This window comes from Pantoea allii (genome assembly GCF_046529425.1).
Taxonomy (GTDB): domain Bacteria; phylum Pseudomonadota; class Gammaproteobacteria; order Enterobacterales; family Enterobacteriaceae; genus Pantoea; species Pantoea allii.
On record NZ_CP125958.1, the window covers coordinates 1088742 to 1111732 of the forward strand.

Annotated in this window: 18 protein-coding genes, 2 tRNA genes, 3 rRNA genes and 1 other annotated feature; of the genes, 16 read left to right on the forward strand and 7 right to left on the reverse strand. The window is 52.2% G+C overall.

Features of this window, described 5'->3' with window-relative positions; genetic code table 11:
- Positions 1 to 16: 16 nt before the first annotated feature.
- Positions 17 to 814 carry a cytochrome C assembly family protein gene (locus QNH99_RS05330; protein ID WP_063880713.1) on the reverse strand — a complete coding sequence of 266 codons (798 nt, stop codon included), beginning with the start codon at positions 812 to 814 and terminating at the stop codon, positions 17 to 19.
- A gap of 167 nt (positions 815 to 981) precedes the next feature.
- Between QNH99_RS05330 and ffh the strand changes: the two genes are divergently transcribed.
- From ffh to QNH99_RS05360, 6 genes are all read left to right on the forward strand, one after another.
- Entirely contained in the window at positions 982 to 2343 is a 1362-nt protein-coding gene (gene ffh / locus QNH99_RS05335; RefSeq protein WP_063880712.1) for a signal recognition particle protein, read from the forward strand.
- A 142-nt stretch (positions 2344 to 2485) separates the two neighbouring features.
- Positions 2486 to 2734, forward strand: a complete 249-nt coding sequence (gene rpsP / locus QNH99_RS05340) for a 30S ribosomal protein S16 (protein WP_007893313.1) — start codon at positions 2486 to 2488, stop codon at positions 2732 to 2734.
- 18 nt (positions 2735 to 2752) lie between these two features.
- The gene (rimM, locus tag QNH99_RS05345) at positions 2753 to 3301 is read left to right on the forward strand and encodes a ribosome maturation factor RimM (RefSeq protein ID WP_063880711.1); all 549 of its coding nucleotides are present in this window, start codon (positions 2753 to 2755) and stop codon (positions 3299 to 3301) included.
- A gap of 35 nt (positions 3302 to 3336) precedes the next feature.
- Complete coding sequence (trmD, locus tag QNH99_RS05350; RefSeq protein WP_063880710.1) at positions 3337 to 4098, forward strand: tRNA (guanosine(37)-N1)-methyltransferase TrmD; 762 nt, start codon at positions 3337 to 3339, stop codon at positions 4096 to 4098.
- A gap of 42 nt (positions 4099 to 4140) precedes the next feature.
- Positions 4141 to 4488 carry a 50S ribosomal protein L19 gene (rplS, locus tag QNH99_RS05355; RefSeq protein ID WP_013026892.1) on the forward strand — a complete coding sequence of 116 codons (348 nt, stop codon included), beginning with the start codon at positions 4141 to 4143 and terminating at the stop codon, positions 4486 to 4488.
- A 354-nt stretch (positions 4489 to 4842) separates the two neighbouring features.
- On the forward strand, positions 4843 to 5397 hold the full coding sequence (locus QNH99_RS05360) for a hypothetical protein (protein WP_410516109.1): 555 nt from the start codon (positions 4843 to 4845) through the stop codon (positions 5395 to 5397).
- Between the two features lie 43 nt (positions 5398 to 5440).
- Here QNH99_RS05360 and QNH99_RS05365 read toward each other — a convergent pair whose 3' ends face one another.
- Positions 5441 to 5968, reverse strand: coding sequence for a GNAT family N-acetyltransferase (locus QNH99_RS05365; RefSeq protein ID WP_063880708.1), 528 nt, complete (start codon positions 5966 to 5968; stop codon positions 5441 to 5443).
- A gap of 283 nt (positions 5969 to 6251) precedes the next feature.
- On the opposite strand from QNH99_RS05365, the gene QNH99_RS05370 reads away from it, so the two are divergent.
- The gene (locus QNH99_RS05370) at positions 6252 to 7331 is read left to right on the forward strand and encodes a 3-deoxy-7-phosphoheptulonate synthase (protein WP_410517374.1); all 1080 of its coding nucleotides are present in this window, start codon (positions 6252 to 6254) and stop codon (positions 7329 to 7331) included.
- Positions 7332 to 7337: 6 nt separating this feature from the next.
- Positions 7338 to 8459, forward strand: a complete 1122-nt coding sequence (gene tyrA / locus QNH99_RS05375; protein ID WP_063880706.1) for a bifunctional chorismate mutase/prephenate dehydrogenase — start codon at positions 7338 to 7340, stop codon at positions 8457 to 8459.
- 36 nt (positions 8460 to 8495) lie between these two features.
- Here tyrA and pheA read toward each other — a convergent pair whose 3' ends face one another.
- The 4 genes from pheA to bamD form a co-directional block, all read right to left on the reverse strand.
- Positions 8496 to 9659, reverse strand: coding sequence for a bifunctional chorismate mutase/prephenate dehydratase (pheA, locus tag QNH99_RS05380; protein WP_063880705.1), 1164 nt, complete (start codon positions 9657 to 9659; stop codon positions 8496 to 8498).
- 22 nt (positions 9660 to 9681) lie between these two features.
- Positions 9682 to 9805: a sequence feature (Phe leader region), on the reverse strand.
- Positions 9757 to 9804, reverse strand: a complete 48-nt coding sequence (locus QNH99_RS05385) for a hypothetical protein (protein ID WP_193372328.1) — start codon at positions 9802 to 9804, stop codon at positions 9757 to 9759. (Overlaps the previous feature by 48 nt.)
- A gap of 101 nt (positions 9806 to 9906) precedes the next feature.
- Positions 9907 to 10239 carry a ribosome-associated translation inhibitor RaiA gene (gene raiA, locus QNH99_RS05390; RefSeq protein ID WP_063880704.1) on the reverse strand — a complete coding sequence of 111 codons (333 nt, stop codon included), beginning with the start codon at positions 10237 to 10239 and terminating at the stop codon, positions 9907 to 9909.
- A gap of 278 nt (positions 10240 to 10517) precedes the next feature.
- The gene (gene bamD, locus QNH99_RS05395; protein WP_063880703.1) at positions 10518 to 11249 is read right to left on the reverse strand and encodes an outer membrane protein assembly factor BamD; all 732 of its coding nucleotides are present in this window, start codon (positions 11247 to 11249) and stop codon (positions 10518 to 10520) included.
- Between the two features lie 129 nt (positions 11250 to 11378).
- Between bamD and rluD the strand changes: the two genes are divergently transcribed.
- The 8 genes from rluD to rrf all read left to right on the forward strand — a co-directional run bounded on the left by rluD (position 11379) and on the right by rrf (position 21619).
- Positions 11379 to 12359, forward strand: coding sequence for a 23S rRNA pseudouridine(1911/1915/1917) synthase RluD (gene rluD / locus QNH99_RS05400; protein ID WP_063880702.1), 981 nt, complete (start codon positions 11379 to 11381; stop codon positions 12357 to 12359).
- Positions 12356 to 13084 carry a purine nucleoside phosphorylase YfiH gene (gene yfiH / locus QNH99_RS05405; RefSeq protein ID WP_283355052.1) on the forward strand — a complete coding sequence of 243 codons (729 nt, stop codon included), beginning with the start codon at positions 12356 to 12358 and terminating at the stop codon, positions 13082 to 13084. Before rluD ends, yfiH begins: the two co-directional genes overlap by 4 nt.
- A 125-nt stretch (positions 13085 to 13209) precedes the next feature.
- The gene (clpB, locus tag QNH99_RS05410; protein WP_410517375.1) at positions 13210 to 15783 is read left to right on the forward strand and encodes an ATP-dependent chaperone ClpB; all 2574 of its coding nucleotides are present in this window, start codon (positions 13210 to 13212) and stop codon (positions 15781 to 15783) included.
- A 473-nt stretch (positions 15784 to 16256) separates the two neighbouring features.
- Positions 16257 to 17796: ribosomal RNA gene (locus tag QNH99_RS05415) — 16S ribosomal RNA — on the forward strand.
- A 73-nt stretch (positions 17797 to 17869) separates the two neighbouring features.
- A tRNA-Ile gene (locus QNH99_RS05420) sits at positions 17870 to 17946 on the forward strand.
- A 141-nt stretch (positions 17947 to 18087) separates the two neighbouring features.
- Positions 18088 to 18163: transfer RNA gene (locus QNH99_RS05425), tRNA-Ala, on the forward strand.
- Positions 18164 to 18370: 207 nt separating this feature from the next.
- Positions 18371 to 21276: ribosomal RNA gene (locus tag QNH99_RS05430) — 23S ribosomal RNA — on the forward strand.
- Between the two features lie 227 nt (positions 21277 to 21503).
- A 5S ribosomal RNA gene (rrf, locus tag QNH99_RS05435) occupies positions 21504 to 21619 on the forward strand.
- The 16S, 23S and 5S rRNA genes sit together here with 2 tRNA genes alongside, the layout of an rRNA operon.
- Positions 21620 to 21827: 208 nt before the next feature.
- On the opposite strand, the gene QNH99_RS05440 is transcribed toward rrf, so the two are convergent.
- Positions 21828 to 22948 (reverse strand): IS3 family transposase gene (locus QNH99_RS05440; protein ID WP_109718365.1). Its coding sequence is split into 2 segments (ribosomal slippage): positions 21828 to 22690 and positions 22690 to 22948, totalling 1122 coding nucleotides; the frame shifts between segments, so codons are not numbered across the junction.
- Between the last annotated feature and the right edge of the window lie 43 nt (positions 22949 to 22991).

Sequence of the window (22991 nt, forward strand, 5' to 3'; positions counted from 1 at the left end):
CAAAACTTCCTTTTTATTAAGAACTGTGAACAAGCAGGTGCTGAAGTACGCGACTGCCAAAGTAAGCCATCGTAAGCAGCAGTGCGCCGCTGCAGTTAAACCACACCACGCGGCGACCGCGCCAGCCTTCATGATAGTGGCCCCACAGCAAAACGATGTAGACAAACCAGGCAATAATTGACAACACGGCCTTATCCACGTTTTCGGCGCTGAACAGGTCGTGCATGTAGAACAGGCCGGTGCACAACACCAACGTCAGCAATACAACGCCAACCTGCGTAATGTGGAACATCTTACGTTCAATGGTAAGCAGCGGCGGCATATCCTGAGTGAAAGCCAGCTTTTTGTTTTTTAACTGGTAATCGATCCACGCGAGCTGCAACGCGTACAATGCCGCAATAATCAGTGTCGCATAGGCAAACAGCGACAGGCCAATGTGAATCATGATGCCAGGCGTGGTTTCAAGATGCGTAATAAACGCATTTGGCACAAAGGTGGCAAAGGCCAGATTGATTAACGCAAAGCTATAGACAATCGGCAGCAGCAGCCAGCCACGATTTCGCGAGGCAACAATGGTCATGATCGAACAGATCAGCAGGCTGACAAGGGAGCCAATATTGAGCAGGCTGAGATTTTGTCCGCCATCGACAGCAAAAATACGTTGCTGCAGGGCGACAGCATGTGTCACTAACGCCACACAGGCCGACAGCACAGCTAATCTGCGCCAGCCGCTTTGACGCTTCAACAGGCTGGGGATAATGAGTGCAAGACTCAGGGAGTAGGCGAACAGCGCCACAATCGCGAAAACGGACATAGTTCCTTTCAGGCATCAGTCAGATAAAGGAAAAGGGCAGTATAGCGCCAGCAGGAGCAGGCTCCAAACGATCTGAGGTGGAATTGAAGAGATCGCCACTGCTTCGTGTTATAATCCGCCGCATTCTGCCGATATGGCGCCTCGCGATTTTCTTTAAGTGAGAGACAATGTTTGACAATTTAACCGATCGTTTGTCGCAAACCCTGCGCAATATCAGCGGCCGCGGAAGGCTGACTGAAGACAACATTAAAGACACGCTGCGCGAAGTTCGCATGGCGCTGCTGGAAGCTGACGTTGCGCTGCCGGTGGTGCGTGACTTCATTAATCGCGTCAAAGAGAGCGCGGTAGGCCACGACGTCAACAAAAGCCTGACGCCGGGCCAGGAATTTATCAAAATCGTCCGTAACGAACTGGTTACGGCAATGGGTGCTGAAAACAACGCGCTGGATCTTGCCGCACAGCCGCCGGCCGTTGTGCTGATGGCCGGTCTGCAGGGTGCGGGTAAAACCACCAGTGTAGGTAAGCTGGGTAAATTCCTGCGTGAAAAGCACAAGAAAAAAGTGCTGGTCGTGTCTGCGGACGTGTATCGCCCGGCGGCGATTAAACAGCTCGAAACGCTGGCGCAGCAGGTCGGTGTGGATTTCTGCCCATCGGATGTGAGCCAGAAGCCCGTTGATATCGTTAATAACGCGCTGCGTGAAGCCAAACTCAAGTTTTATGATGTATTGCTGGTGGATACCGCGGGTCGTCTGCACGTAGACGAAGCGATGATGGACGAAATCAAACAGGTTCATGCCGCGATTAATCCGGTTGAAACGCTGTTTGTCGTGGATGCCATGACCGGTCAGGATGCGGCGAATACCGCTAAAGCCTTTAATGAAGCGCTGCCGCTGACTGGGGTTATTCTGACAAAGGTGGATGGTGACGCTCGCGGCGGTGCTGCTCTGTCGATTCGCCATATCACCGGCAAGCCGATCAAATTTATGGGGATGGGCGAGAAGACCGATGCGTTGGAAGCGTTCTATCCAGACCGCATTGCCTCGCGCATTCTCGGGATGGGCGACGTGCTATCGCTTATCGAAGATATCGAAAGCAAAGTTGACCGCGCACAAGCAGAAAAACTGGCGAAGAAACTGAAAACCGGCGACGGTTTTGATCTCAATGACTTCCTTGAGCAGTTAAAGCAGATGCGTAACATGGGCGGCATGGCGAGCCTGATGGGCAAGCTGCCAGGCATGGGGCAACTGCCAGACAACGTAAAATCGCAAATGGATGACAAAGTGCTGGTGCGCATGGAAGCCATCATCAATTCGATGACGCGTAAAGAACGTGAGAAACCTGAAATTATTAAAGGCTCGCGCAAACGCCGCATTGCCACAGGTTCAGGAATGCAGGTGCAGGACGTTAACCGCTTATTGAAGCAGTTCGACGACATGCAACGCATGATGAAGAAAATGAAGAAGGGCGGAATGGCGAAAATGATGCGCGGCATGAAAGGTATGATGCCGCCAGGTTTCCCAGGACGCTAATGGGTTCCACAAAAAAGCCTGGGATTACTCGGTTTAGGTTGCTTTTTGCGCCAAAATGAGTAAAATTTTCGGGCTTTTTATACAGCACCCGGACCCCGTTCCTCGATGGGGGCCGGGTGTTTTATTAACTGAAGAGGATGTTATGGTAACAATTCGTTTGGCACGTCACGGCGCTAAAAAGCGTCCGTTCTATCAGGTCGTCGTCACTGACAGCCGCAATGCACGCAACGGTCGCTTCATCGAGCGCGTAGGTTTCTTCAACCCGATCGCATCTGGTCAGGCAGAAGGTCTGCGTCTGGATCTGGATCGTATCGAGCACTGGGTTGGCCAGGGCGCAACGCTTTCTGATCGCGTTAACGCGCTGATCAAAGAAGCAAAGAAAGCAGCTTAATCTGTCACGGTGGTGAGCATGAGCAGACAACTTGCCGCACAGGCACCTGTTAACCCGATTGTTCTGGGTAAAATGGGTGCGGCATACGGCATTCGCGGCTGGCTCAAAGTGTTTTCCTCCACTGAAGACGCTGAAAGCATCTTTGACTACCAACCCTGGTTTATCCAGCGCGCCGGTAAATGGCAGCAGGTAGAACTGGATGGTTGGAAGCACCACAATCAGGACCTGATCATCAAAGTCAAAGGCATTGACGATCGGGATGCGGCGGCACAGTTGACCAATTGCGAAATCCAGGTCGACTCGACGCAACTGCCTGCGCTGGAAAACGGTGATTATTATTGGAAAGACCTGATGGGTTGCAAGGTAGTCAACGTTGAAGGCTACGAGCTGGGTAAAGTCATCGATATGATGGAAACCGGTTCGAACGACGTTCTCGTCGTCAAGGCAAACCTGAAAGATGCGTTTGGTGTACAGGAGCGGTTAATTCCGTTTCTTGATGAACAGGTTATCAAGAAAGTCGATCTCTCTACTGGCCTTATTGAAGTAGATTGGGATCCTGGTTTTTGATCTCCGAATCAAACGGTAACGTAACGGCGAAGACGATGTGGATTGGTGTAATTAGCCTGTTTCCAGAGATGTTTCGCGCTATTACCGATTACGGGGTAACTGGCCGGGCAGTAAAAAATGGCCTGCTCAGCGTTCAAAGCTGGAGTCCTCGTGACTTCACGCACGACCGGCACCGTACTGTGGACGAACGTCCTTATGGTGGCGGACCGGGAATGCTGATGATGGTACAACCTTTACGGGATGCCATCTCCGCAGCGAAAGCAGCGGCGGGAGAGGGTGCCAGGGTGATATATCTTTCACCTCAGGGACGCAAACTGGACCAACAGGGCGTTTGCGAACTGGCGTCACGTGACAAGCTCATCCTTGTCTGTGGTCGCTATGAAGGGATTGATGAGCGCGTAATCCAGACCGAAATTGATGAAGAATGGTCAATTGGTGATTACGTTCTCAGCGGCGGGGAACTGCCAGCGATGACGATGATTGACGCAGTCGCCCGGTTTATCCCGGGAGTCCTCGGCAAGCAGGCGTCAGCCGATGAGGATTCGTTCTCGGAGGGATTGCTGGATTGTCCGCACTATACCCGACCTGAAGTGTTAGACGGGATGGAGGTTCCGCCAGTTTTACTGTCGGGCAACCATGCCGATATTCGCCAGTGGCGTCTGAAACAGTCGCTAGGCCGTACCTGGCTGAGAAGACCTGAACTTCTGGAAAACCTGGCTCTGACTGAAGAGCAAGCAAGGTTGCTTAAGGCGTTCCAACAGGAACACCAGCGACAAAACGATGATGCGGGAGAGTGATCTTCCCTGACTATCAGTTTACCCAGGATAAGAGATTTAATTATGAGCAACATTATTAAGCAAATTGAACAAGAGCAGATGAAACAGGACGTACCTTCCTTCCGTCCGGGTGATACCGTGGAAGTGAAAGTATGGGTCGTTGAAGGTTCTAAAAAACGTCTGCAGGCATTCGAGGGCGTGGTTATCGCTATCCGTAACCGCGGTCTGCACTCTGCATTCACTGTTCGCAAAATTTCTAACGGCGAAGGCGTTGAGCGTGTCTTCCAGACTCACTCTCCGGTAATTGACAGCATCGCTGTTAAACGTCGTGGCGCTGTGCGTAAAGCCAAACTGTACTACCTGCGTGAGCGTACTGGTAAGTCTGCTCGTATCAAAGAGCGTCTTAACTAAGGTATCGCTAACGCGACATCTAAAAGTTAATAGCAAACAAGGGGTTGGCAATGTGCCAGCCCCTTTTTTTATGCCAGTGCCTATAACGATTTTTTTGCCGTCGTCTTCAGGCTAAAAGAGACAGGCCAGGATAATACGTTCTTTCTTGTTGAAAATAACATGGAGCAGAGTGGAAACGTCACGCTGTTACCGTGGATGTGTGTCAAGATCCCGGCCGGCTGCCGGTGCTGCGAGATCGCCATCGTTTTGCTGCGACACACGACATTAACTGGCATATCAGTCGCATAGCGTAGGGCTGAGGCTGAACTGATATGATCGTTACCTGATTCATTCTCACTGCCATAAGGACAGGTTTTGAAGGACGTTGTTTTTTTAGTTTCCGGTTTAATGCTTTCGCTAGCCTCATTTTATTCAGCCCGATATGCACTGGAAGGCAACAAGCATAAGTGGCTTTGCCGCTGCCTGACGGCAGTCTGGGTAAGCATGGGATTGGTGTTGTTTCCCCTTTTTCTTGCACTGGGATTGTATGGTCCGGCCCTTATCTTTGTGGCGGCTAACGTGATTATTGTCTGGGCAGGACGCGAGCACAGAAAGGAGCTGGCGCGCAAGAACAGAAAAGCTACAGCTGTTGCGGAGCACGTTCCGGTTGTCGAGGTTGATATGCCCTGGTTAGATCTGAAAGAGATCGGCTTCAGTTATTTTGATTTTGAGGGCAGGGTCGCTTACCGACGTGTGGACGTTGAATCCTGTGATGGCATGTTTATTAAGGGCTATTGCCATTTCCACAGAGAGATGCGCGCATTCGAACTGGCACGCATCGAATACGGCAGCATCACACTGCGCAACGTAGGAAAAACTATGGACGTTAATAGCTGGTTTATTGCCTACGCTGAGGCTTATAGCCTGTAAATGCGGCCAGTTGGCAGCAGGGACGGCACGTTGATATCCAGGATCATGGCCGTTGAAAGTGATAGATTGCCGCGTTAACCGGGCCGCTGTCTAAGATAATCACGCCATAGCGGTAATCAATAAAGCGGCCTCCACTTTTTTCCGCGACGCGTCTGCTGGCATAGTTGTTTTCAACTGCCAGCAGTTCAATGGTTTGCACCTCCGGACGCGCGAAGCCAAAATCCAGCAACAACTTTACCGCCTGCGTGGCAACGCCCTGACATTGCGCGTCACGTCGAACCCAGTACCCCAAAGCGCAAAACTCTCCCGGTTTTTTAGCAAAGCGAAAGCCTGCACCACCTAGCAGGCGGTTCTCGGCATCCACGATGGCAAACTCTTCCGCTTCTTTAAGTGCGCGTTGTAAGTGTGTAAAGCGAATCCAGCTTTCGGCTTCATGCGGCTGATAATCCTGATGTGCCCAACTCATCCAGGGCAACAATGTGTCCAGAGAGTCGTTAACGGCTTCCGTGAAAGCCTCAATATCATGTAAATCGAAAGGGCGCAGGCGAAGTGTCGAAATCATCGGGGTCATGCTCTCATCCTTGTACGTTTCCCCCTTTATGTTAACAAGCAATTTTGCACCGGGGAATAAATTGAGTGTACATTTTAATTTACACTAAAAAATAGCTGGGGCTTTTTGTGACATTAATTAAGTTTCTGTTATTTATTATTTAATTAAGGTTATTGGCGGTGTATTTTTAATGTGGTAAATAAAGTGTACACAAAGGATTGCCAGATGTACCACTTATGATACAGTTAAGCACCTCCTCCATGAGGACCCCATGACCGTATAAATGAGAGTAAAGGACAGGACGATGCAAAAAGACGCGTTAAACAATGTTCATATCGCCAATGAGCAAGTGTTGATTACTCCAGAAGAGCTGAAAAACAAATTCCCCTTGAGCAACGCGCAGCAGGCGCAAATCACCGCTTCGCGCCAGACGATTGCCGATATCATTGCAGGCCGTGATCCGCGCCTGTTAGTGGTCTGTGGCCCCTGCTCAATTCACGATACGGAAGCTGCTCTGGATTATGCCCGTCGTCTGCAAAGTCTCTCTGAACAGGTAAAAGATCGCCTGTATCTTGTTATGCGCGTCTACTTTGAGAAACCCCGCACCACCGTTGGCTGGAAAGGGTTAATCAACGATCCTTACATGGATAACTCATTCGATATGGAAGCGGGTTTACATATTGCCCGTGAATTACTGGTTAACCTGGTCGATATGGGCTTACCTTTAGCTACTGAAGCGCTGGACCCAAACAGCCCGCAATATTTAGGCGATCTGTTTAGCTGGTCGGCGATCGGTGCACGTACCACGGAATCGCAAACCCACCGTGAAATGGCGTCGGGTCTGTCGATGCCGGTGGGCTTTAAAAACGGCACGGACGGAAGTTTGGGGACGGCGATCAACGCTATGCGCGCTGCAGCCATGCCTCACCGCTTTGTGGGCATCAATCAGTCCGGCCAGGTTTGCTTGCTGCAAACCCAGGGCAATCCCGATGGGCATGTGATTTTACGCGGCGGCAAAGCGCCAAATTACAGCCCGGAAGACGTAGCACAATGTGAAACTGCCATGCTTAAAGCGGGACTCCGTCCAGCCTTAATGATAGATTGCAGCCACGGTAATTCTGACAAAGATTACCGCCGTCAGCCTGGTGTTGCTCAGTCGGCCGTTGACCAGATCAAGAAAGGCAACCGTTCGATTATTGGCCTGATGCTGGAAAGCCACATTAACGAAGGCAACCAGTCTTCGGAGCAGCCGCGCAGTGATATGAAGTACGGCGTTTCTGTTACCGATGCCTGCGTCAACTGGAGCGTCACGGAGGTATTACTGCGTGAAATGCATGATGAGCTACACGAGGTGCTGTCGGCGCGTCTTTCACACGAGGTGTAGTGGGCAATGGTGGCTGAACTAAACGCATTACGCGAACAAATTGATACGGTAGATAAAGCGTTACTGGATCTACTGGCAAAACGTCTGGAACTGGTAGCGGAAGTGGGCGAAGTAAAAAGTCGTCATGGTTTACCTATCTATGTCCCGGAACGGGAGGCTTCCATGCTGGCGTCCCGTCGCAAAGAGGCGGAAGCACTGGGTGTGCCTGCCGATTTGATCGAAGACATATTGCGCCGTGTGATGCGAGAATCCTATACCAGCGAAAACGATAAAGGCTTTAAAACGCTGCGTCCCGATCTTCGTCCGGTGGTTATCGTCGGCGGTAATGGCCAGATGGGGCGGCTGTTTACTAAAATGCTGACGCTGTCGGGTTACCAGGTGAAAACGCTGGATAAAGACGACTGGGATCGGGCCGATGCGCTGTTAAGCGATGCTGGTATGGTGATTATCAGCGTGCCCATTCATCTGACTGAACAGGTCATTGAACAGCTTCCTCCACTGCCGGATGACTGCATCCTTGTGGATCTTGCTTCCGTCAAGAATCGGCCTTTACAGGCGATGCTGGCGGCGCATCGCGGACCGGTAGTGGGTTTGCATCCCATGTTCGGACCTGACAGCGGCAGCCTTGCCAAACAGGTTGTGGTCTGGTGCGATGGGCGGCAGCCCGAAGCCTATCAGTGGCTGCTGGAGCAAATACAGGTCTGGGGAGCTCGCCTGCATCGTATTGGGGCGGAAGAGCACGATCAGAACATGGCGTTTATCCAGGCGCTGCGCCATTTTGCCACTTTTGCTTATGGCCTTCACCTGGCTGAAGAGAACGTCAATCTTGATCAGCTGCTGGCATTATCCTCGCCCATTTACCGGCTTGAGCTGGCAATGGTGGGGCGCTTGTTCGCGCAGGATCCGCAGCTGTATGCGGATATCATCATGTCGTCTGAAAATAACCTGAACCTTATCAAACGCTATTATCAGCGGTTTGGTGAAGCCATTGCGCTGCTGGAGCAAGGTGATAAACACGCCTTTATCGCCAGCTTTAATCGGGTCGAAGACTGGTTTGGCGATCACGCCAAACGCTTTTTGGTTGAGAGCAGAAGCTTGCTTCGCTCGGCTAACGACAGCCGTCCGTAATGTAAAAAGGCATCCATCTGGATGCCTTTTTACTGGCTACTTCTCGGGTTCGACAGGAATGACATTTTCACTGGGATAACAACCAAGCACTTTCAATGAACGCGTCATCGCACGCAGCTCTTCCAGTGCCTGCTGCATTTTTTCAGACTGCAGATTGCCCTGCACATCCAGATAAAACATCTCTTCCCATGGGTTACCGTTAATCGGACGGGATTCCAGCTTGCTCATAATCAGATTGTGCTGACGTAATACCAACAGCGCGTCAACCAGCGCACCCGCCTGCTGACCGGTTGCCATAATCAGCGTGGTTTTCGCCGAAATCTGATCGGATACCTCGATGGATTTTCGGGCCAGGACAATAAAGCGCGTGTGATTCTGCTGTTGGTTTGCCAGATTGCGCTCAAGCACCTGTAACTGATACAGCTCGCCACCGGCTTCGCTACCGATCGCCGCGACCTTAGGTGAGTTCAGTGCGGCAACTTTTTCCATGGCCGCGGCGGTGCTTTCGGTATAGACAATCTTCCAGTGTGGGAAGCGGTTAATGAAGTGGCTGGTCTGCTGAAAAGGCTGCGGATGACTGTAGACCGTTTCAATCTGTTCCAGATCGCTCTGACTGCTGACCAACATGCAGTGTTCAATCGGCAGCGTCAGCTCACCCACAATCGATAAATTGGTCTGTTGCAGCAGGTCGTAAACGTCGTTGATAGAACCGGAGCTGGTGTTCTCAATCGGTAAGACGGCGTAATCTGCCGCGTTGTTTTCGACCTGTTTAATGATGTCGTGGAATTTCAGGCAACCGCACTCCACCATATTACTGAAATGGCGTGCAGCATACTGACGCGCCGCCAGATGAGAATAGGAGCCTTTCGGGCCTAAGAAGGCGATGCGGGCCGCGTGAGCATGAGGATGGTTAAGGTTTTTTTGCAGCAACGCCTGCTGTGTCAGAACCGAATCTTCAATGACCAACTGGAAAAGACGAGTGATGTAGTGGGCATCCAACTGATGTTTTTTGCCCAGCACGATAAGGTGCTCAATCAGCGCGCGTTCACGTTCAACGTCGCGGACAGGGCGGTGCGTTGCCAGTTTCGCCTGTGCCACCTCCACAGCCAGCAAACGCCGTTCGGCGAGTAACGTCAGTAGTTTTTCGTCAACGGCGCTGATTTTTTCACGCAGTGCCAGAAGCGGATTGTCCGGGGTCATAAGGCTCACCTGTAAGCTATCCAATAAAAAAGCCTCCCGATTGGGAGGCTTTGTTGTTCGTCTTCGCTTTCTTTTTACACGACGAATGGCCTCCCAATCAGGGGAAGGTAAAAAAGAAAGCGAAGAAAAACGACAGTGTTTTCATGACAGGTTCCGAAAAATAAGCTGAACTGAGAGTAACCGCACAGATGAAAAGCTGTCAACAAAAAACGCGCCCGTAGGCGCGTCTGTAAGGCTGGAGCAGAACTTATTCTTCTGCGGCGGGCGTAAAGTCTTTGACGCTGGTGGCCGCACGGCGCGCTTCAGATTTGTGCTGAACTTTGTTGAGTTGGCGCTCAAGTTTACTAATCAGGTCGTTGATAGCGGTATACATATCGTCGTGCTTGGCACTGGCGACCAGTGTCCCGTTGGGTGTGTTAATGGTGGCGTCCGCCACAAATTCTTTGGACTCTTTCGACAGAACGATATGTGGGTTAATCAGGTCGGTTTGCCATTTTTCTAACTTGGCGAGACGGTCTTCGACGTGTTCACGGATGGCTGGAGTGATTTCCATTTGCTTACTGGTAATATTCACGATCATTATTCTTACCTCTCTGTGATTGCCGTCTGAATGGATCCAGCATAGCGCGATATGCCTATAGATGTGTGATTTTGATCACAAAAAAATGTCACTTTTTGTCAACTACAGCAAATTGTGAGAAAGGGCGAGAATGTGGCTGAAAAGCCTTGAAGCCAAAGCATTATCAAGGCATTCTTGATGAGTTAGCTCGGCAGGAAAGTGAACATTTTACTTGTTCTGCAAGCATAAAAAAGCAGCCCTAAAGGCTGCTTTTTTTTGTGGCTAAAAGCGCAAACGTATCAGCCGTTATTGGCGGCGATAATTTTTGCGACTCTTTCCGCCTCGGCATTCAGTTGCAGCTGGCGATAGGCGTTTTCCATCAGTGGCAGCGCGTCATGCGTAGCCTGCGTATCCGGATAATCGCGCATCATGCCCTCAACACGGTTAACAACCGCGACATAAGCCTCACGCTTGGTATAGAATTGCGCCACCGAAAGCTCATATTTTGCCAGACGATCTTTCAGGTAGACCTGACGCTTGTATGCATCAGCCGCGTACTGGCTGTTTGGATAACTGCGCAGCAGCTGTGCAAAGTCGCGAAATGCATCACGAGCATGGGTAGGATCGCGATCGGAACGGTCGATACCGAAAAAGCCCTGTAATGCCGAATCGTCCAGCGCCATATCCGTCAGCCCTTTCATATAGATGACGTAATCGATATTAGGATGCGTTGGATTCAAACGCATGAAGCGGCTGATGGCAGCTTGTGCCATGGGCAGATCGGCATTTTTATAGTACGCGTAGATCAAATCCAACTGAACCTGCTGCGAATAGGGACCGAAGGGATAACGATTATCCAGCGCTTCCAGTTGCTTAATCGCCGCTTTAAAGTTACCGTCCTGCAGCTTTTGTTGCGCTGTAGCATAGATTTCAGAAGGCGGGTTGTCCGGTACCGCGTCATTTGAGCCGGAACAACCAACAAGTGCCAGGCTCAGTGTGGCTGCAGCCACCAGATATTTCATACGCGTCATGACGAAGTGATTATCCTCAAAATGTTATGGCGGAAGCTGTCCGTATAGCTCCCGGTAATGACCAGGTACGATAGCACATTATATTAAACGGCATCGCCGTAAAACCCAACGTTAACGAAGAAGCTGTATATGGCACAACAAGTTCAACTCACCGCAACGGTATCCGAGTCACAACTCGGACAACGTTTAGATCAAACTTTGGCGGAATTGTTCCCTGATTATTCACGTTCTCGCATAAAAGAATGGATTCTCGACCAGCGCGTCAGTGTTAACGGCACTGTTATTGATAAGCCAAAAGAAAAAGTGCTTGGCGGCGAGCGCGTATCTATCGATGCAGAGATCGAAGAAGAGCAGCGCTGGGAACCGCAAAACATCCCGCTGGATATCGTTTACGAAGATGAAGATATCATCGTCATCAATAAACCACGTGACTTTGTGGTGCACCCGGGCGCGGGAAATCCCGATGGCACCGTACTTAATGCACTGCTGCATCACTATCCGGCCATTATGGATGTACCGCGCGCAGGTATTGTCCATCGTCTGGACAAAGACACGACCGGGCTAATGGTAGTGGCGAAAACCGTACCGGCGCAAACGCACCTTGTAGATTCACTGCAGCGTCGCGAAATTACACGCGAATATGAAGCCGTGGCAATTGGTACGATGACAGCTGGCGGGACGGTAGATGAACCGATTAGCCGTCACTCGACAAAACGTACTCATATGTCTGTGCACCCAATGGGGAAACCGGCTGTAACCCATTATCGCATCATGGAGCATTTCCGTGCCCATACGCGGTTACGTTTACGACTGGAGACCGGCCGTACGCACCAGATTCGTGTGCATATGTCGCATATTAATCATCCTCTGGTGGGCGATCCGCTTTACGGTGGTCGTCCGCGTCCGCCAAAAGGGGCATCTGAAGACTTCATTACCACGCTGCGCGGATTTGATCGTCAGGCGCTGCACGCTACGATGCTTCGTCTTTACCATCCTATCTCGGGTATTGAAATGGAGTTTCATGCTGCGATACCTCAGGACATGATCGATCTGATTGATGCGCTGAAAGCGGATACAGAGATGTTCAAGGATCAACTGGACTGGCTATGAGCCTGATTATTCCACAATGGCCTGCGCCTGATCGGGTGCGCGCCGCCTCAACCTTACGTCAGGGCGGGGTCAGTGAGGGCTACTGGCGTTCGCTGAATCTGGGCAGCCATGTGGGTGACAAGCCGCAGCATGTGGCGGCTAACCGAGAGCGGCTGGTCTCGCTTGCGGCGTTGCCGGCGATGCCACAGTGGCTTGAGCAGGTCCATTCAACCGACGTTGAACGCCTCAGCGCAGGCGGAAACCTGCCGCTGCAGGCAGATGCCTGTATCACCCGTGATACAGGGGTGGTGTGTGCGGTAATGACGGCTGACTGTCTGCCCGTGTTGTTCTGTTCGGATGACGGCAACGAAGTAGCTGCGGCTCATGCCGGATGGCGTGGGCTGTGTGGCGGCGTACTGGAAAATACGCTGGCCCAGTTTCAGGCTGCTCCCGCTCATATCCACGCCTGGCTCGGTCCGGCAATTGGCCCTGATGCATTTGAAGTCGGTGCGGAAGTTCGTCGTGCGTTTGTGGAGAAAGACCCACAGGCCGCCGCCGCTTTTCGTCCAGCGGGCGAGAAATTCTACGCCGACATCTGGCTGCTGGCCCGTCAGCGGCTGCACGCCGCAGGAGTGAAATCCGTTAGCGCGGACTCACGCTGCACCTTTCACGAGCAGGAGGATTTCTTCTCCTATCGTCGCGATGGTGTCACCGGCCGTATGGCAACTTTAATTTGGCTGTTATAGTCTTAGCCCATAAGACGATCCAGACAGCGCATTTTTTACTCCTATCTCAGGTCATTAACCTTGAAAATTTGAGGAATGACCTCATTTTAATCTCCAGTAGCATTTGACCTGTAATGGGAGGAATTATGCGTCTGGATCGTCTTACTAATAAATTTCAACTCGCTCTCTCCGACGCGCAGTCTTTGGCTCTGGGACACGACAACCAGTTCATTGAACCTTTACACCTGATGAGTGCGTTGCTCAAACAGGAGGGCGGTTCTGTTGCGCCGCTGTTGTCCTCAGCCGGTGCTGACGTCGCAGCGTTACGTACGCAGATTGATCAGGCTATTGACCGTCTGCCTCAGGTTGAAGGCAGCGACGGCGATGTGCAACCTTCTGCCGATCTCATCCGAGTGCTTAACCTGTGCGACAAGCTGGCACAGAAGCGCAACGACAACTTTATCTCATCTGAATTATTTGTTTTGGCAGCCCTGGATTCACGTGGCTCGCTGGCGGATATTTTGAAATCCGCAGGTGCCACCAACGAAAAGCTCACCAAAGCGATTGAACAACTTCGTGGAGGCGACAACGTGAACGATCAAGGTGCTGAAGATCAGCGTCAGGCTTTAAAGAAATACACGATTGATCTCACCGAACGCGCCGAAAAAGGCAAGTTGGACCCGGTGATTGGGCGTGACGAAGAGATTCGCCGCACCATCCAGGTGTTGCAGCGTCGTACTAAAAACAACCCGGTGTTAATCGGTGAGCCAGGTGTAGGTAAAACCGCCATCGTTGAAGGGCTGGCACAGCGCATTATCAATGGTGAAATACCGGAAGGGCTGAAAGGCCGCCGCGTACTCGCACTGGATATGGGAGCGCTGGTGGCGGGGGCGAAATACCGTGGTGAATTCGAAGAGCGCCTGAAAGGGGTACTTAGCGACCTGTCAAAACAGGAAGGCAATGTCATTCTGTTTATCGACGAACTGCATACGATGGTTGGTGCGGGTAAAGCAGACGGTGCGATGGATGCCGGTAATATGCTCAAGCCTGCGCTGGCTCGTGGTGAGCTGCACTGCGTTGGTGCCACCACGCTGGACGAGTATCGCCAGTACATAGAAAAAGATGCCGCTCTGGAGCGTCGTTTCCAGAAAGTGTTTGTGGCAGAGCCAAGCGTTGAAGATACCATCGCGATTTTGCGTGGTTTGAAAGAGCGCTATGAGCTGCACCACCATGTGCAGATCACTGACCCGGCTATCGTCGCAGCCGCCACGCTTTCACACCGCTACATCGCCGACCGCCAGTTGCCGGACAAGGCAATTGACCTGATTGACGAGGCAGCATCGAGCATCCGTATGCAGATTGACTCCAAACCTGAAGCGCTGGATCGCCTGGAACGCCGCATTATCCAGTTGAAGCTGGAACAGCAGGCGTTGAAGAAAGAGTCTGACGATGCCAGCGTCAAGCGTCTGGATATGCTGGAAGCCGAGCTAAACCAGAAAGAGCGTGAATATGCCGAGCTGGAAGAAGAGTGGAAAGCGGAAAAAGCCTCGTTAACAGGTACGCAGAATATTAAAGCGGAACTGGAGCAGGCACGGCTTACGCTTGAGCAGGCTCGTCGTTCCGGCGATCTGGCGCAGATGTCAGAACTGCAGTATGGCAAGATCCCGGCGCTGGAAAAACAGTTGGCTTCCGCTACACAGGCTGAAGGCAAGACCATGAAGCTGCTGCGCAACCGCGTAACAGATGTAGAGATTGCCGATGTCCTGGCGCGCTGGACCGGTATTCCGGTCGCTCGCATGATGGAAGGGGAGCGTGACAAACTTCTGCGTATGGAGCAGTCGCTTCACTCACGCGTGATTGGACAGGATGAAGCGGTTGAAGCGGTTTCTAATGCCATTCGCCGTAGCCGCGCAGGCCTGGCTGATCCAAATCGTCCTGTCGGGTCGTTCCTGTTTCTGGGTCCAACCGGGGTAGGTAAAACGGAATTGTGTAAATCACTGGCTAACTTCCTGTTTGACAGTGACGATGCGATGGTTCGTATCGACATGTCCGAATTTATGGAGAAACACTCTGTATCGCGGCTGGTGGGCGCACCTCCGGGTTATGTCGGCTATGAAGAGGGTGGTTATCTGACTGAAGCGGTTCGCCGTCGTCCTTATTCGGTGATCCTGCTGGATGAGATTGAGAAGGCGCATCCCGATGTCTTCAATATCCTGCTGCAGGTGCTGGATGATGGCCGGTTGACGGACGGGCAAGGACGCACTGTTGATTTCCGCAATACGGTTGTGATCATGACGTCTAACCTGGGTTCAGATTTGATTCAGGAACGTTTCGGTAATCTGAATTATGCCGAGATGAAAGGGCTGGTCATGGGCGTTGTGGGTCAGCATTTCCGTCCGGAGTTTGTGAACCGTATTGATGAAGTGGTGGTGTTCCATCCGTTGGGTGAGCAGCATATTGCTTCTATTGCTCAGATTCAGCTACAGCGGTTGTATAAACGTCTGGAAGACCGAGGCTATCAGCTGCATATCTCTGAAGCCGCAATCAAACTGCTGGGTGAAAACGGTTATGACCCGGTTTACGGTGCGCGTCCATTGAAACGTGCTATCCAGCAGCAGATAGAAAACCCACTGGCACAGCAGATTCTTTCTGGTGCGCTGGTTCCGGGCAAAGTGATTGAGATGGATGTAAAAGACGACGTCATTACGGCGCATCAGTAAGGTCATCTCTGCAAAAACGGGCGAAATGCCCGTTTTTTGTACCTGCTAGTTGCGGTTTGGGTCGTTTTTAAAGCGCATTGCCTGGAAAGTGAGCACTCGAAAGGTTTATTTGAATTAGCGCTTGTCAGCCTAAAATATTTGCCTATAATGCGCCTCCACTGACACGGCACAACGGCTTACGGAATGCGGTGTAGGGAGGTTCAGGAAACTGAGCCGCCGGAGAAAAACTTCTGAAAAAGAAGTTGACTCTGAAGGAGGAAAGCGTAATATACGCCACCTCGCGACAGACGGTTAACCCGCTGTTCGCACTGCTCTTTAACAATTTATCAGACAATCTGTGTGGGCACTCGCAGGATTGATATCAGCGTCTCCGGACGTAAAAAATATCAAGTCTCACGAGTGAACACATAATGAAATTCATTATGACGTTTTACAGATGAGCACCGCTGAACTGGTTTCAGCAAATCAAACTTAAATTGAAGAGTTTGATCATGGCTCAGATTGAACGCTGGCGGCAGGCCTAACACATGCAAGTCGGACGGTAGCACAGAGAGCTTGCTCTCGGGTGACGAGTGGCGGACGGGTGAGTAATGTCTGGGGATCTGCCCGATAGAGGGGGATAACCACTGGAAACGGTGGCTAATACCGCATAACGTCGCAAGACCAAAGAGGGGGACCTTCGGGCCTCTCACTATCGGATGAACCCAGATGGGATTAGCTAGTAGGCGGGGTAACGGCCCACCTAGGCGACGATCCCTAGCTGGTCTGAGAGGATGACCAGCCACACTGGAACTGAGACACGGTCCAGACTCCTACGGGAGGCAGCAGTGGGGAATATTGCACAATGGGCGCAAGCCTGATGCAGCCATGCCGCGTGTATGAAGAAGGCCTTCGGGTTGTAAAGTACTTTCAGCGGGGAGGAAGGCATTGTGGTTAATAACCGCAGTGATTGACGTTACCCGCAGAAGAAGCACCGGCTAACTCCGTGCCAGCAGCCGCGGTAATACGGAGGGTGCAAGCGTTAATCGGAATTACTGGGCGTAAAGCGCACGCAGGCGGTCTGTTAAGTCAGATGTGAAATCCCCGGGCTTAACCTGGGAACTGCATTTGAAACTGGCAGGCTTGAGTCTCGTAGAGGGGGGTAGAATTCCAGGTGTAGCGGTGAAATGCGTAGAGATCTGGAGGAATACCGGTGGCGAAGGCGGCCCCCTGGACGAAGACTGACGCTCAGGTGCGAAAGCGTGGGGAGCAAACAGGATTAGATACCCTGGTAGTCCACGCCGTAAACGATGTCGACTTGGAGGTTGTTCCCTTGAGGAGTGGCTTCCGGAGCTAACGCGTTAAGTCGACCGCCTGGGGAGTACGGCCGCAAGGTTAAAACTCAAATGAATTGACGGGGGCCCGCACAAGCGGTGGAGCATGTGGTTTAATTCGATGCAACGCGAAGAACCTTACCTACTCTTGACATCCACGGAATTCGGCAGAGATGCCTTAGTGCCTTCGGGAACCGTGAGACAGGTGCTGCATGGCTGTCGTCAGCTCGTGTTGTGAAATGTTGGGTTAAGTCCCGCAACGAGCGCAACCCTTATCCTTTGTTGCCAGCGATTCGGTCGGGAACTCAAAGGAGACTGCCGGTGATAAACCGGAGGAAGGTGGGGATGACGTCAAGTCATCATGGCCCTTACGAGTAGGGCTACACACGTGCTACAATGGCGCATACAAAGAGAAGCGACCTCGCGAGAGCAAGCGGACCTCATAAAGTGCGTCGTAGTCCGGATCGGAGTCTGCAACTCGACTCCGTGAAGTCGGAATCGCTAGTAATCGTGGATCAGAATGCCACGGTGAATACGTTCCCGGGCCTTGTACACACCGCCCGTCACACCATGGGAGTGGGTTGCAAAAGAAGTAGGTAGCTTAACCTTCGGGAGGGCGCTTACCACTTTGTGATTCATGACTGGGGTGAAGTCGTAACAAGGTAACCGTAGGGGAACCTGCGGTTGGATCACCTCCTTACCTGAAGATACCTTCCCGCGAAGTGCTCACACAGATTGTCTGATAGAAAGTAACGAGCAGAAAAAACCTCTACAGGCTTGTAGCTCAGGTGGTTAGAGCGCACCCCTGATAAGGGTGAGGTCGGTGGTTCAAGTCCACTCAGGCCTACCAAATTCGTCTCATGCTGCGTTATGTTTCCGGCTCGCATAGTTCACTATGCTTCGCGAAAACATGCCTTGCCTGAGCACGAATTACATTTCTCATGAAGTGTACTCGGTTGAGTGGTAGTAGTGGTCTCTGCAGTAACTGTATGGGGCTATAGCTCAGCTGGGAGAGCGCCTGCCTTGCACGCAGGAGGTCAGCGGTTCGATCCCGCTTAGCTCCACCATACTGATATTACTGTATTTCTGAAAAATACTTCAGAGCGTACCGGCAACGGTGTGCTGCGAAGTATTATGCTCTTTAACAATCCGGAACAAGCTGAAAATTTGAAACGACGCATTGTCGTGTTCCTCCGTAATAAGGAACACAGGACAACGCGTTCGGGTCTCTCAAAAGCTCATGACACGCAGCGTAAAACGCCTGTGGGTTGTGAGGTTAAGCGACTAAGCGTACACGGTGGATGCCCTGGCAGTCAGAGGCGATGAAGGGCGTGCTAATCTGCGATAAGCGCCGGTAAGGTGATATGAACCGCAACAACCGGCGATACCCGAATGGGGAAACCCAGTGTGACTCGTCACACTATCATGCAGTGAATACATAGCTGCATGAGGCGAACCGGGGGAACTGAAACATCTAAGTACCCCGAGGAAAAGAAATCAACCGAGATTCCCCCAGTAGCGGCGAGCGAACGGGGAGGAGCCCAGAACCATCATCAGCTTGTGCATCAGTGGAAGCGTCTGGAAAGTCGCAGGGTACAGGGTGATACTCCCGTACACAAAGGTGCACAGGTTGTGAGTTCGATGAGTAAGGCGGGACACGTGGTATCCTGTCTGAATATGGGGGGACCATCCTCCAAGGCTAAATACTCCTGACTGACCGATAGTGAACCAGTACCGTGAGGGAAAGGCGAAAAGAACCCCGGCGAGGGGAGTGAAACAGAACCTGAAACCGTGTACGTACAAGCAGTGGGAGCCTTCTTAACGGGGGTGACTGCGTACCTTTTGTATAATGGGTCAGCGACTTATATTCTGTAGCAAGGTTAACCGTATAGGGGAGCCGCAGGGAAACCGAGTCTTAACTGGGCGTTAAGTTGCAGGGTATAGACCCGAAACCCGGTGATCTAGCCATGGGCAGGTTGAAGGTTGGGTAACACTAACTGGAGGACCGAACCGACTAATGTTGAAAAATTAGCGGATGACCTGTGGCTGGGGGTGAAAGGCCAATCAAACCGGGAGATAGCTGGTTCTCCCCGAAAGCTATTTAGGTAGCGCCTCGTGAACTCATCTCCGGGGGTAGAGCACTGTTTCGGCTAGGGGGCCATCCCGGCTTACCAACCCGATGCAAACTGCGAATACCGGAGAATGTTATCACGGGAGACACACGGCGGGTGCTAACGTCCGTCGTGAAGAGGGAAACAACCCAGACCGCCAGCTAAGGTCCCAAAGTCATGGTTAAGTGGGAAACGATGTGGGAAGGCACAGACAGCCAGGATGTTGGCTTAGAAGCAGCCATCATTTAAAGAAAGCGTAATAGCTCACTGGTCGAGTCGGCCTGCGCGGAAGATGTAACGGGGCTAAACCATGCACCGAAGCTGCGGCAGCGACACTATGTGTTGTTGGGTAGGGGAGCGTTCTGTAAGCCGTTGAAGGTGTGCTGTGAGGCATGCTGGAGGTATCAGAAGTGCGAATGCTGACATAAGTAACGATAAACAAGGTGAAAAACCTTGTCGCCGGAAGACCAAGGGTTCCTGTTCAACGTTAATCGGAGCAGGGTGAGTCGACCCCTAAGGCGAGGCCGAAAGGCGTAGTCGATGGGAAACAGGTTAATATTCCTGTACTTGGTGTTACTGCGAAGGGGGGACGGAGAAGGCTATATCAGCCGGGCGACGGTTGTCCCGGTTTAAGCGTGTAGGTGTGTGTTCCAGGCAAATCCGGTTCACTTTACACTGAGGCGTGACGACGAGGCACTACGGTGCTGAAGTGATAAATGCCCTGCTTCCAGGAAAAGCCTCTAAGCATCAGGTAACACAAAATCGTACCCCAAACCGACACAGGTGGTCAGGTAGAGAATACCAAGGCGCTTGAGAGAACTCGGGTGAAGGAACTAGGCAAAATGGTGCCGTAACTTCGGGAGAAGGCACGCTGCCACCAGGTGAAGTCACTTGCTGACGGAGCTGAAGGCAGTCGAAGATACCAGCTGGCTGCAACTGTTTATTAAAAACACAGCACTGTGCAAACACGAAAGTGGACGTATACGGTGTGACGCCTGCCCGGTGCCGGAAGGTTAATTGATGGGGTTAAGCGCAAGCTGAAGCTCTTGATCGAAGCCCCGGTAAACGGCGGCCGTAACTATAACGGTCCTAAGGTAGCGAAATTCCTTGTCGGGTAAGTTCCGACCTGCACGAATGGCGTAATGATGGCCAGGCTGTCTCCACCCGAGACTCAGTGAAATTGAAATCGCTGTGAAGATGCAGTGTACCCGCGGCAAGACGGAAAGACCCCGTGAACCTTTACTACAGCTTGACACTGAACACTGAGCCTTGATGTGTAGGATAGGTGGGAGGCTTTGAAGCGTGGACGCCAGTCTGCGTGGAGCCATCCTTGAAATACCACCCTTTAATGTTTGGTGTTCTAACGTAGGCCCGTTACCCGGGCTGCGGACAGTGTCTGGTGGGTAGTTTGACTGGGGCGGTCTCCTCCTAAAGAGTAACGGAGGAGCACGAAGGTTGGCTAATCCTGGTCGGACATCAGGAGGTTAGTGCAATGGCATAAGCCAGCTTGACTGCGAGAGTGACGGCTCGAGCAGGTGCGAAAGCAGGTCATAGTGATCCGGTGGTTCTGAATGGAAGGGCCATCGCTCAACGGATAAAAGGTACTCCGGGGATAACAGGCTGATACCGCCCAAGAGTTCATATCGACGGCGGTGTTTGGCACCTCGATGTCGGCTCATCACATCCTGGGGCTGAAGTAGGTCCCAAGGGTACGGCTGTTCGCCGTTTAAAGTGGTACGCGAGCTGGGTTTAGAACGTCGTGAGACAGTTCGGTCCCTATCTGCCGTGGGCGCTGGAGAATTGAGGGGGGTTGCTCCTAGTACGAGAGGACCGGAGTGAACGCACCGCTGGTGTCCGGGTTGTCACGCCAGTGGCACTGCCCGGTAGCTAAGTGCGGAAAAGATAAGTGCTGAAAGCATCTAAGCACGAAACTTGCCCCGAGATGAGTTCTCCCTGACCCTTTAAGGGTCCTGAAGGGACGTTGAAGACGACGACGTTGATAGGCCGGGTGTGTAAGCGCAGCGATGCGTTGAGCTTACCGGTACTAATGACCCGTGAGGCTTAACCTTACAACGCCAGAGGCGTTTTGGTTGAGAGACGAATTGAATTTTCAGCATTGTTTACCGGAAAAGCATTTAGTTCTGTTCTGCGGACGAGAGTCCGAAGGATTTTGCGCTGAAGCAAGGCGGCGTGTAAGACGATGTGAAGGAGCATACTGAAGTATGTGACTGAGCAGCGCGCGCACAGCCAACGCAGCAGCAGCGTAAAAGACACAGGACAGAGCACAAAGAATTTGCCTGGCGGCTTTAGCGCGGTGGTCCCACCTGACCCCATGCCGAACTCAGAAGTGAAACGCCGTAGCGCCGATGGTAGTGTGGGGTCTCCCCATGCGAGAGTAGGGAACTGCCAGGCATCAAACAAGTGAAGAAGCCCTGAACGAAAGTTCAGGGCTTTTTTACGTCCGTAACCTGCGGAAAGCGGGGCGTCAGGACGGTTATGCTGCGCGGCCGGGACTGCGCGAGCGCCGTCGCGTCATTCAAACCGCCGGGCCGGGATGAAACGGCGCGTGAGAAAGCCGGATGGCGTGTCCGTGACCTGCCCCCAGTATTAGATACAACCATCAGTTAGTAATGTCGGTTTGTTTACCTTCACATTTTCCATTCCGCCACCGTGCTGCAAACTCTGATGGCGTCTGATAATTCAGTGCTGAATGCGGACGATACTCGTTATAATCCTGCCGCCAATCTTTAATGACTTTCCTGGCGTGAACGATATCGCTGAACCAGTGCTCATTCAGACATTCATCGCGAAATCGTCCGTTAAAGCTCTCGATAAATCCGTTCTGCGTTGGCTTGCCCGGCTGGATTAAGCGCAACTCAACACCATGCTCAAAAGCCCATTGATCCAGTGCGCGGCAGGTGAACTCCGGCCCCTGGTCAGTTCTTATCGCCGCCGGATAGCCTCGAAACAGCGCAATGCTGTCCAGAATGTGTGTCACCTGCACGCCTGAAATCCCAAAGGCAACAGTGACCGTCAGGCATTCCTTCGTGAAGTCGTCCACACAGGTCAGGCACTTGATCCTGCGACCGGTGGCGAGCGCGTCCATGACAAAATCCATCGACCAGGTCAGGTTGGGCGCCGCCGGGCGGAGCAGCGGCAGACGTTCTGTTGCCAGCCCTTTACGACGACGTCTGCGTTTAACGCCCAGCCCGTTCAGATGATAAAGGCGGTACACGCGCTTGTGATTAACCAGAAGCCCTTCACGGCGCAGTAACTGCCATATGCGGCGATAGCCAAAACGCCTGCGCTCCAGTGCCAGTTCAGTAATGCGCCCTGATAAATGGGCATCATCCGCCGGACGCTGAGCGTCATAGCGGCAGGTCGACAGGGACAAACCTGTGAGTCTGCAGGCACGACGTTGCGACAGACCGGTCGCACCACACATAAACTCAACGGCTTCCCGCTTCTGGTCTGTCGTCAGTACTTTCGCCCCAGAGCCACCTGGAGTGCCTCCTTATCCAGCATGGCTTCGGCAAGCAGCTTCTTGAGTCTGGCGTTCTCTTCTTCAAGCGACTTCAGGCGCTTAACCTCGGGCACCTCCATACCACCATACTTCTTACGCCAGGTATAAAAGGTGGCGTCGGAAATGGCGTGCTTGCGGCAGAGTTCACGGGCAGAAACCCCGGCTTCAGCTTCGCGGAGGATACTGATGATCTGTTGGTCGGAAAAACGCTTCTTCATGGGAATGTCCTCATGTGGCTTATGAAGACATTACTAACATCGC

Excerpts from the sequence above, each read along its gene's own strand:
- QNH99_RS05330 (WP_063880713.1), bottom strand. The coding sequence starts at position 814 with ATGTCCGTTTTCGCGATTGTGGCGCTGTTCGCCTACTCCCTGAGTCTT.
- ffh (WP_063880712.1), top strand. The coding sequence starts at position 982 with ATGTTTGACAATTTAACCGATCGTTTGTCGCAAACCCTGCGCAATATC.
- rpsP (WP_007893313.1), top strand. The coding sequence starts at position 2,486 with ATGGTAACAATTCGTTTGGCACGTCACGGCGCTAAAAAGCGTCCGTTC.
- rimM (WP_063880711.1), top strand. The coding sequence starts at position 2,753 with ATGAGCAGACAACTTGCCGCACAGGCACCTGTTAACCCGATTGTTCTG.
- trmD (WP_063880710.1), top strand. The coding sequence starts at position 3,337 with ATGTGGATTGGTGTAATTAGCCTGTTTCCAGAGATGTTTCGCGCTATT.
- rplS (WP_013026892.1), top strand. The coding sequence starts at position 4,141 with ATGAGCAACATTATTAAGCAAATTGAACAAGAGCAGATGAAACAGGAC.
- QNH99_RS05365 (WP_063880708.1), bottom strand. The coding sequence starts at position 5,968 with ATGACCCCGATGATTTCGACACTTCGCCTGCGCCCTTTCGATTTACAT.
- QNH99_RS05370 (WP_410517374.1), top strand. The coding sequence starts at position 6,252 with ATGCAAAAAGACGCGTTAAACAATGTTCATATCGCCAATGAGCAAGTG.
- tyrA (WP_063880706.1), top strand. The coding sequence starts at position 7,338 with ATGGTGGCTGAACTAAACGCATTACGCGAACAAATTGATACGGTAGAT.
- pheA (WP_063880705.1), bottom strand. The coding sequence starts at position 9,659 with ATGACCCCGGACAATCCGCTTCTGGCACTGCGTGAAAAAATCAGCGCC.
- raiA (WP_063880704.1), bottom strand. The coding sequence starts at position 10,239 with ATGATCGTGAATATTACCAGTAAGCAAATGGAAATCACTCCAGCCATC.
- bamD (WP_063880703.1), bottom strand. The coding sequence starts at position 11,249 with ATGACGCGTATGAAATATCTGGTGGCTGCAGCCACACTGAGCCTGGCA.
- rluD (WP_063880702.1), top strand. The coding sequence starts at position 11,379 with ATGGCACAACAAGTTCAACTCACCGCAACGGTATCCGAGTCACAACTC.
- yfiH (WP_283355052.1), top strand. The coding sequence starts at position 12,356 with ATGAGCCTGATTATTCCACAATGGCCTGCGCCTGATCGGGTGCGCGCC.
- clpB (WP_410517375.1), top strand. The coding sequence starts at position 13,210 with ATGCGTCTGGATCGTCTTACTAATAAATTTCAACTCGCTCTCTCCGAC.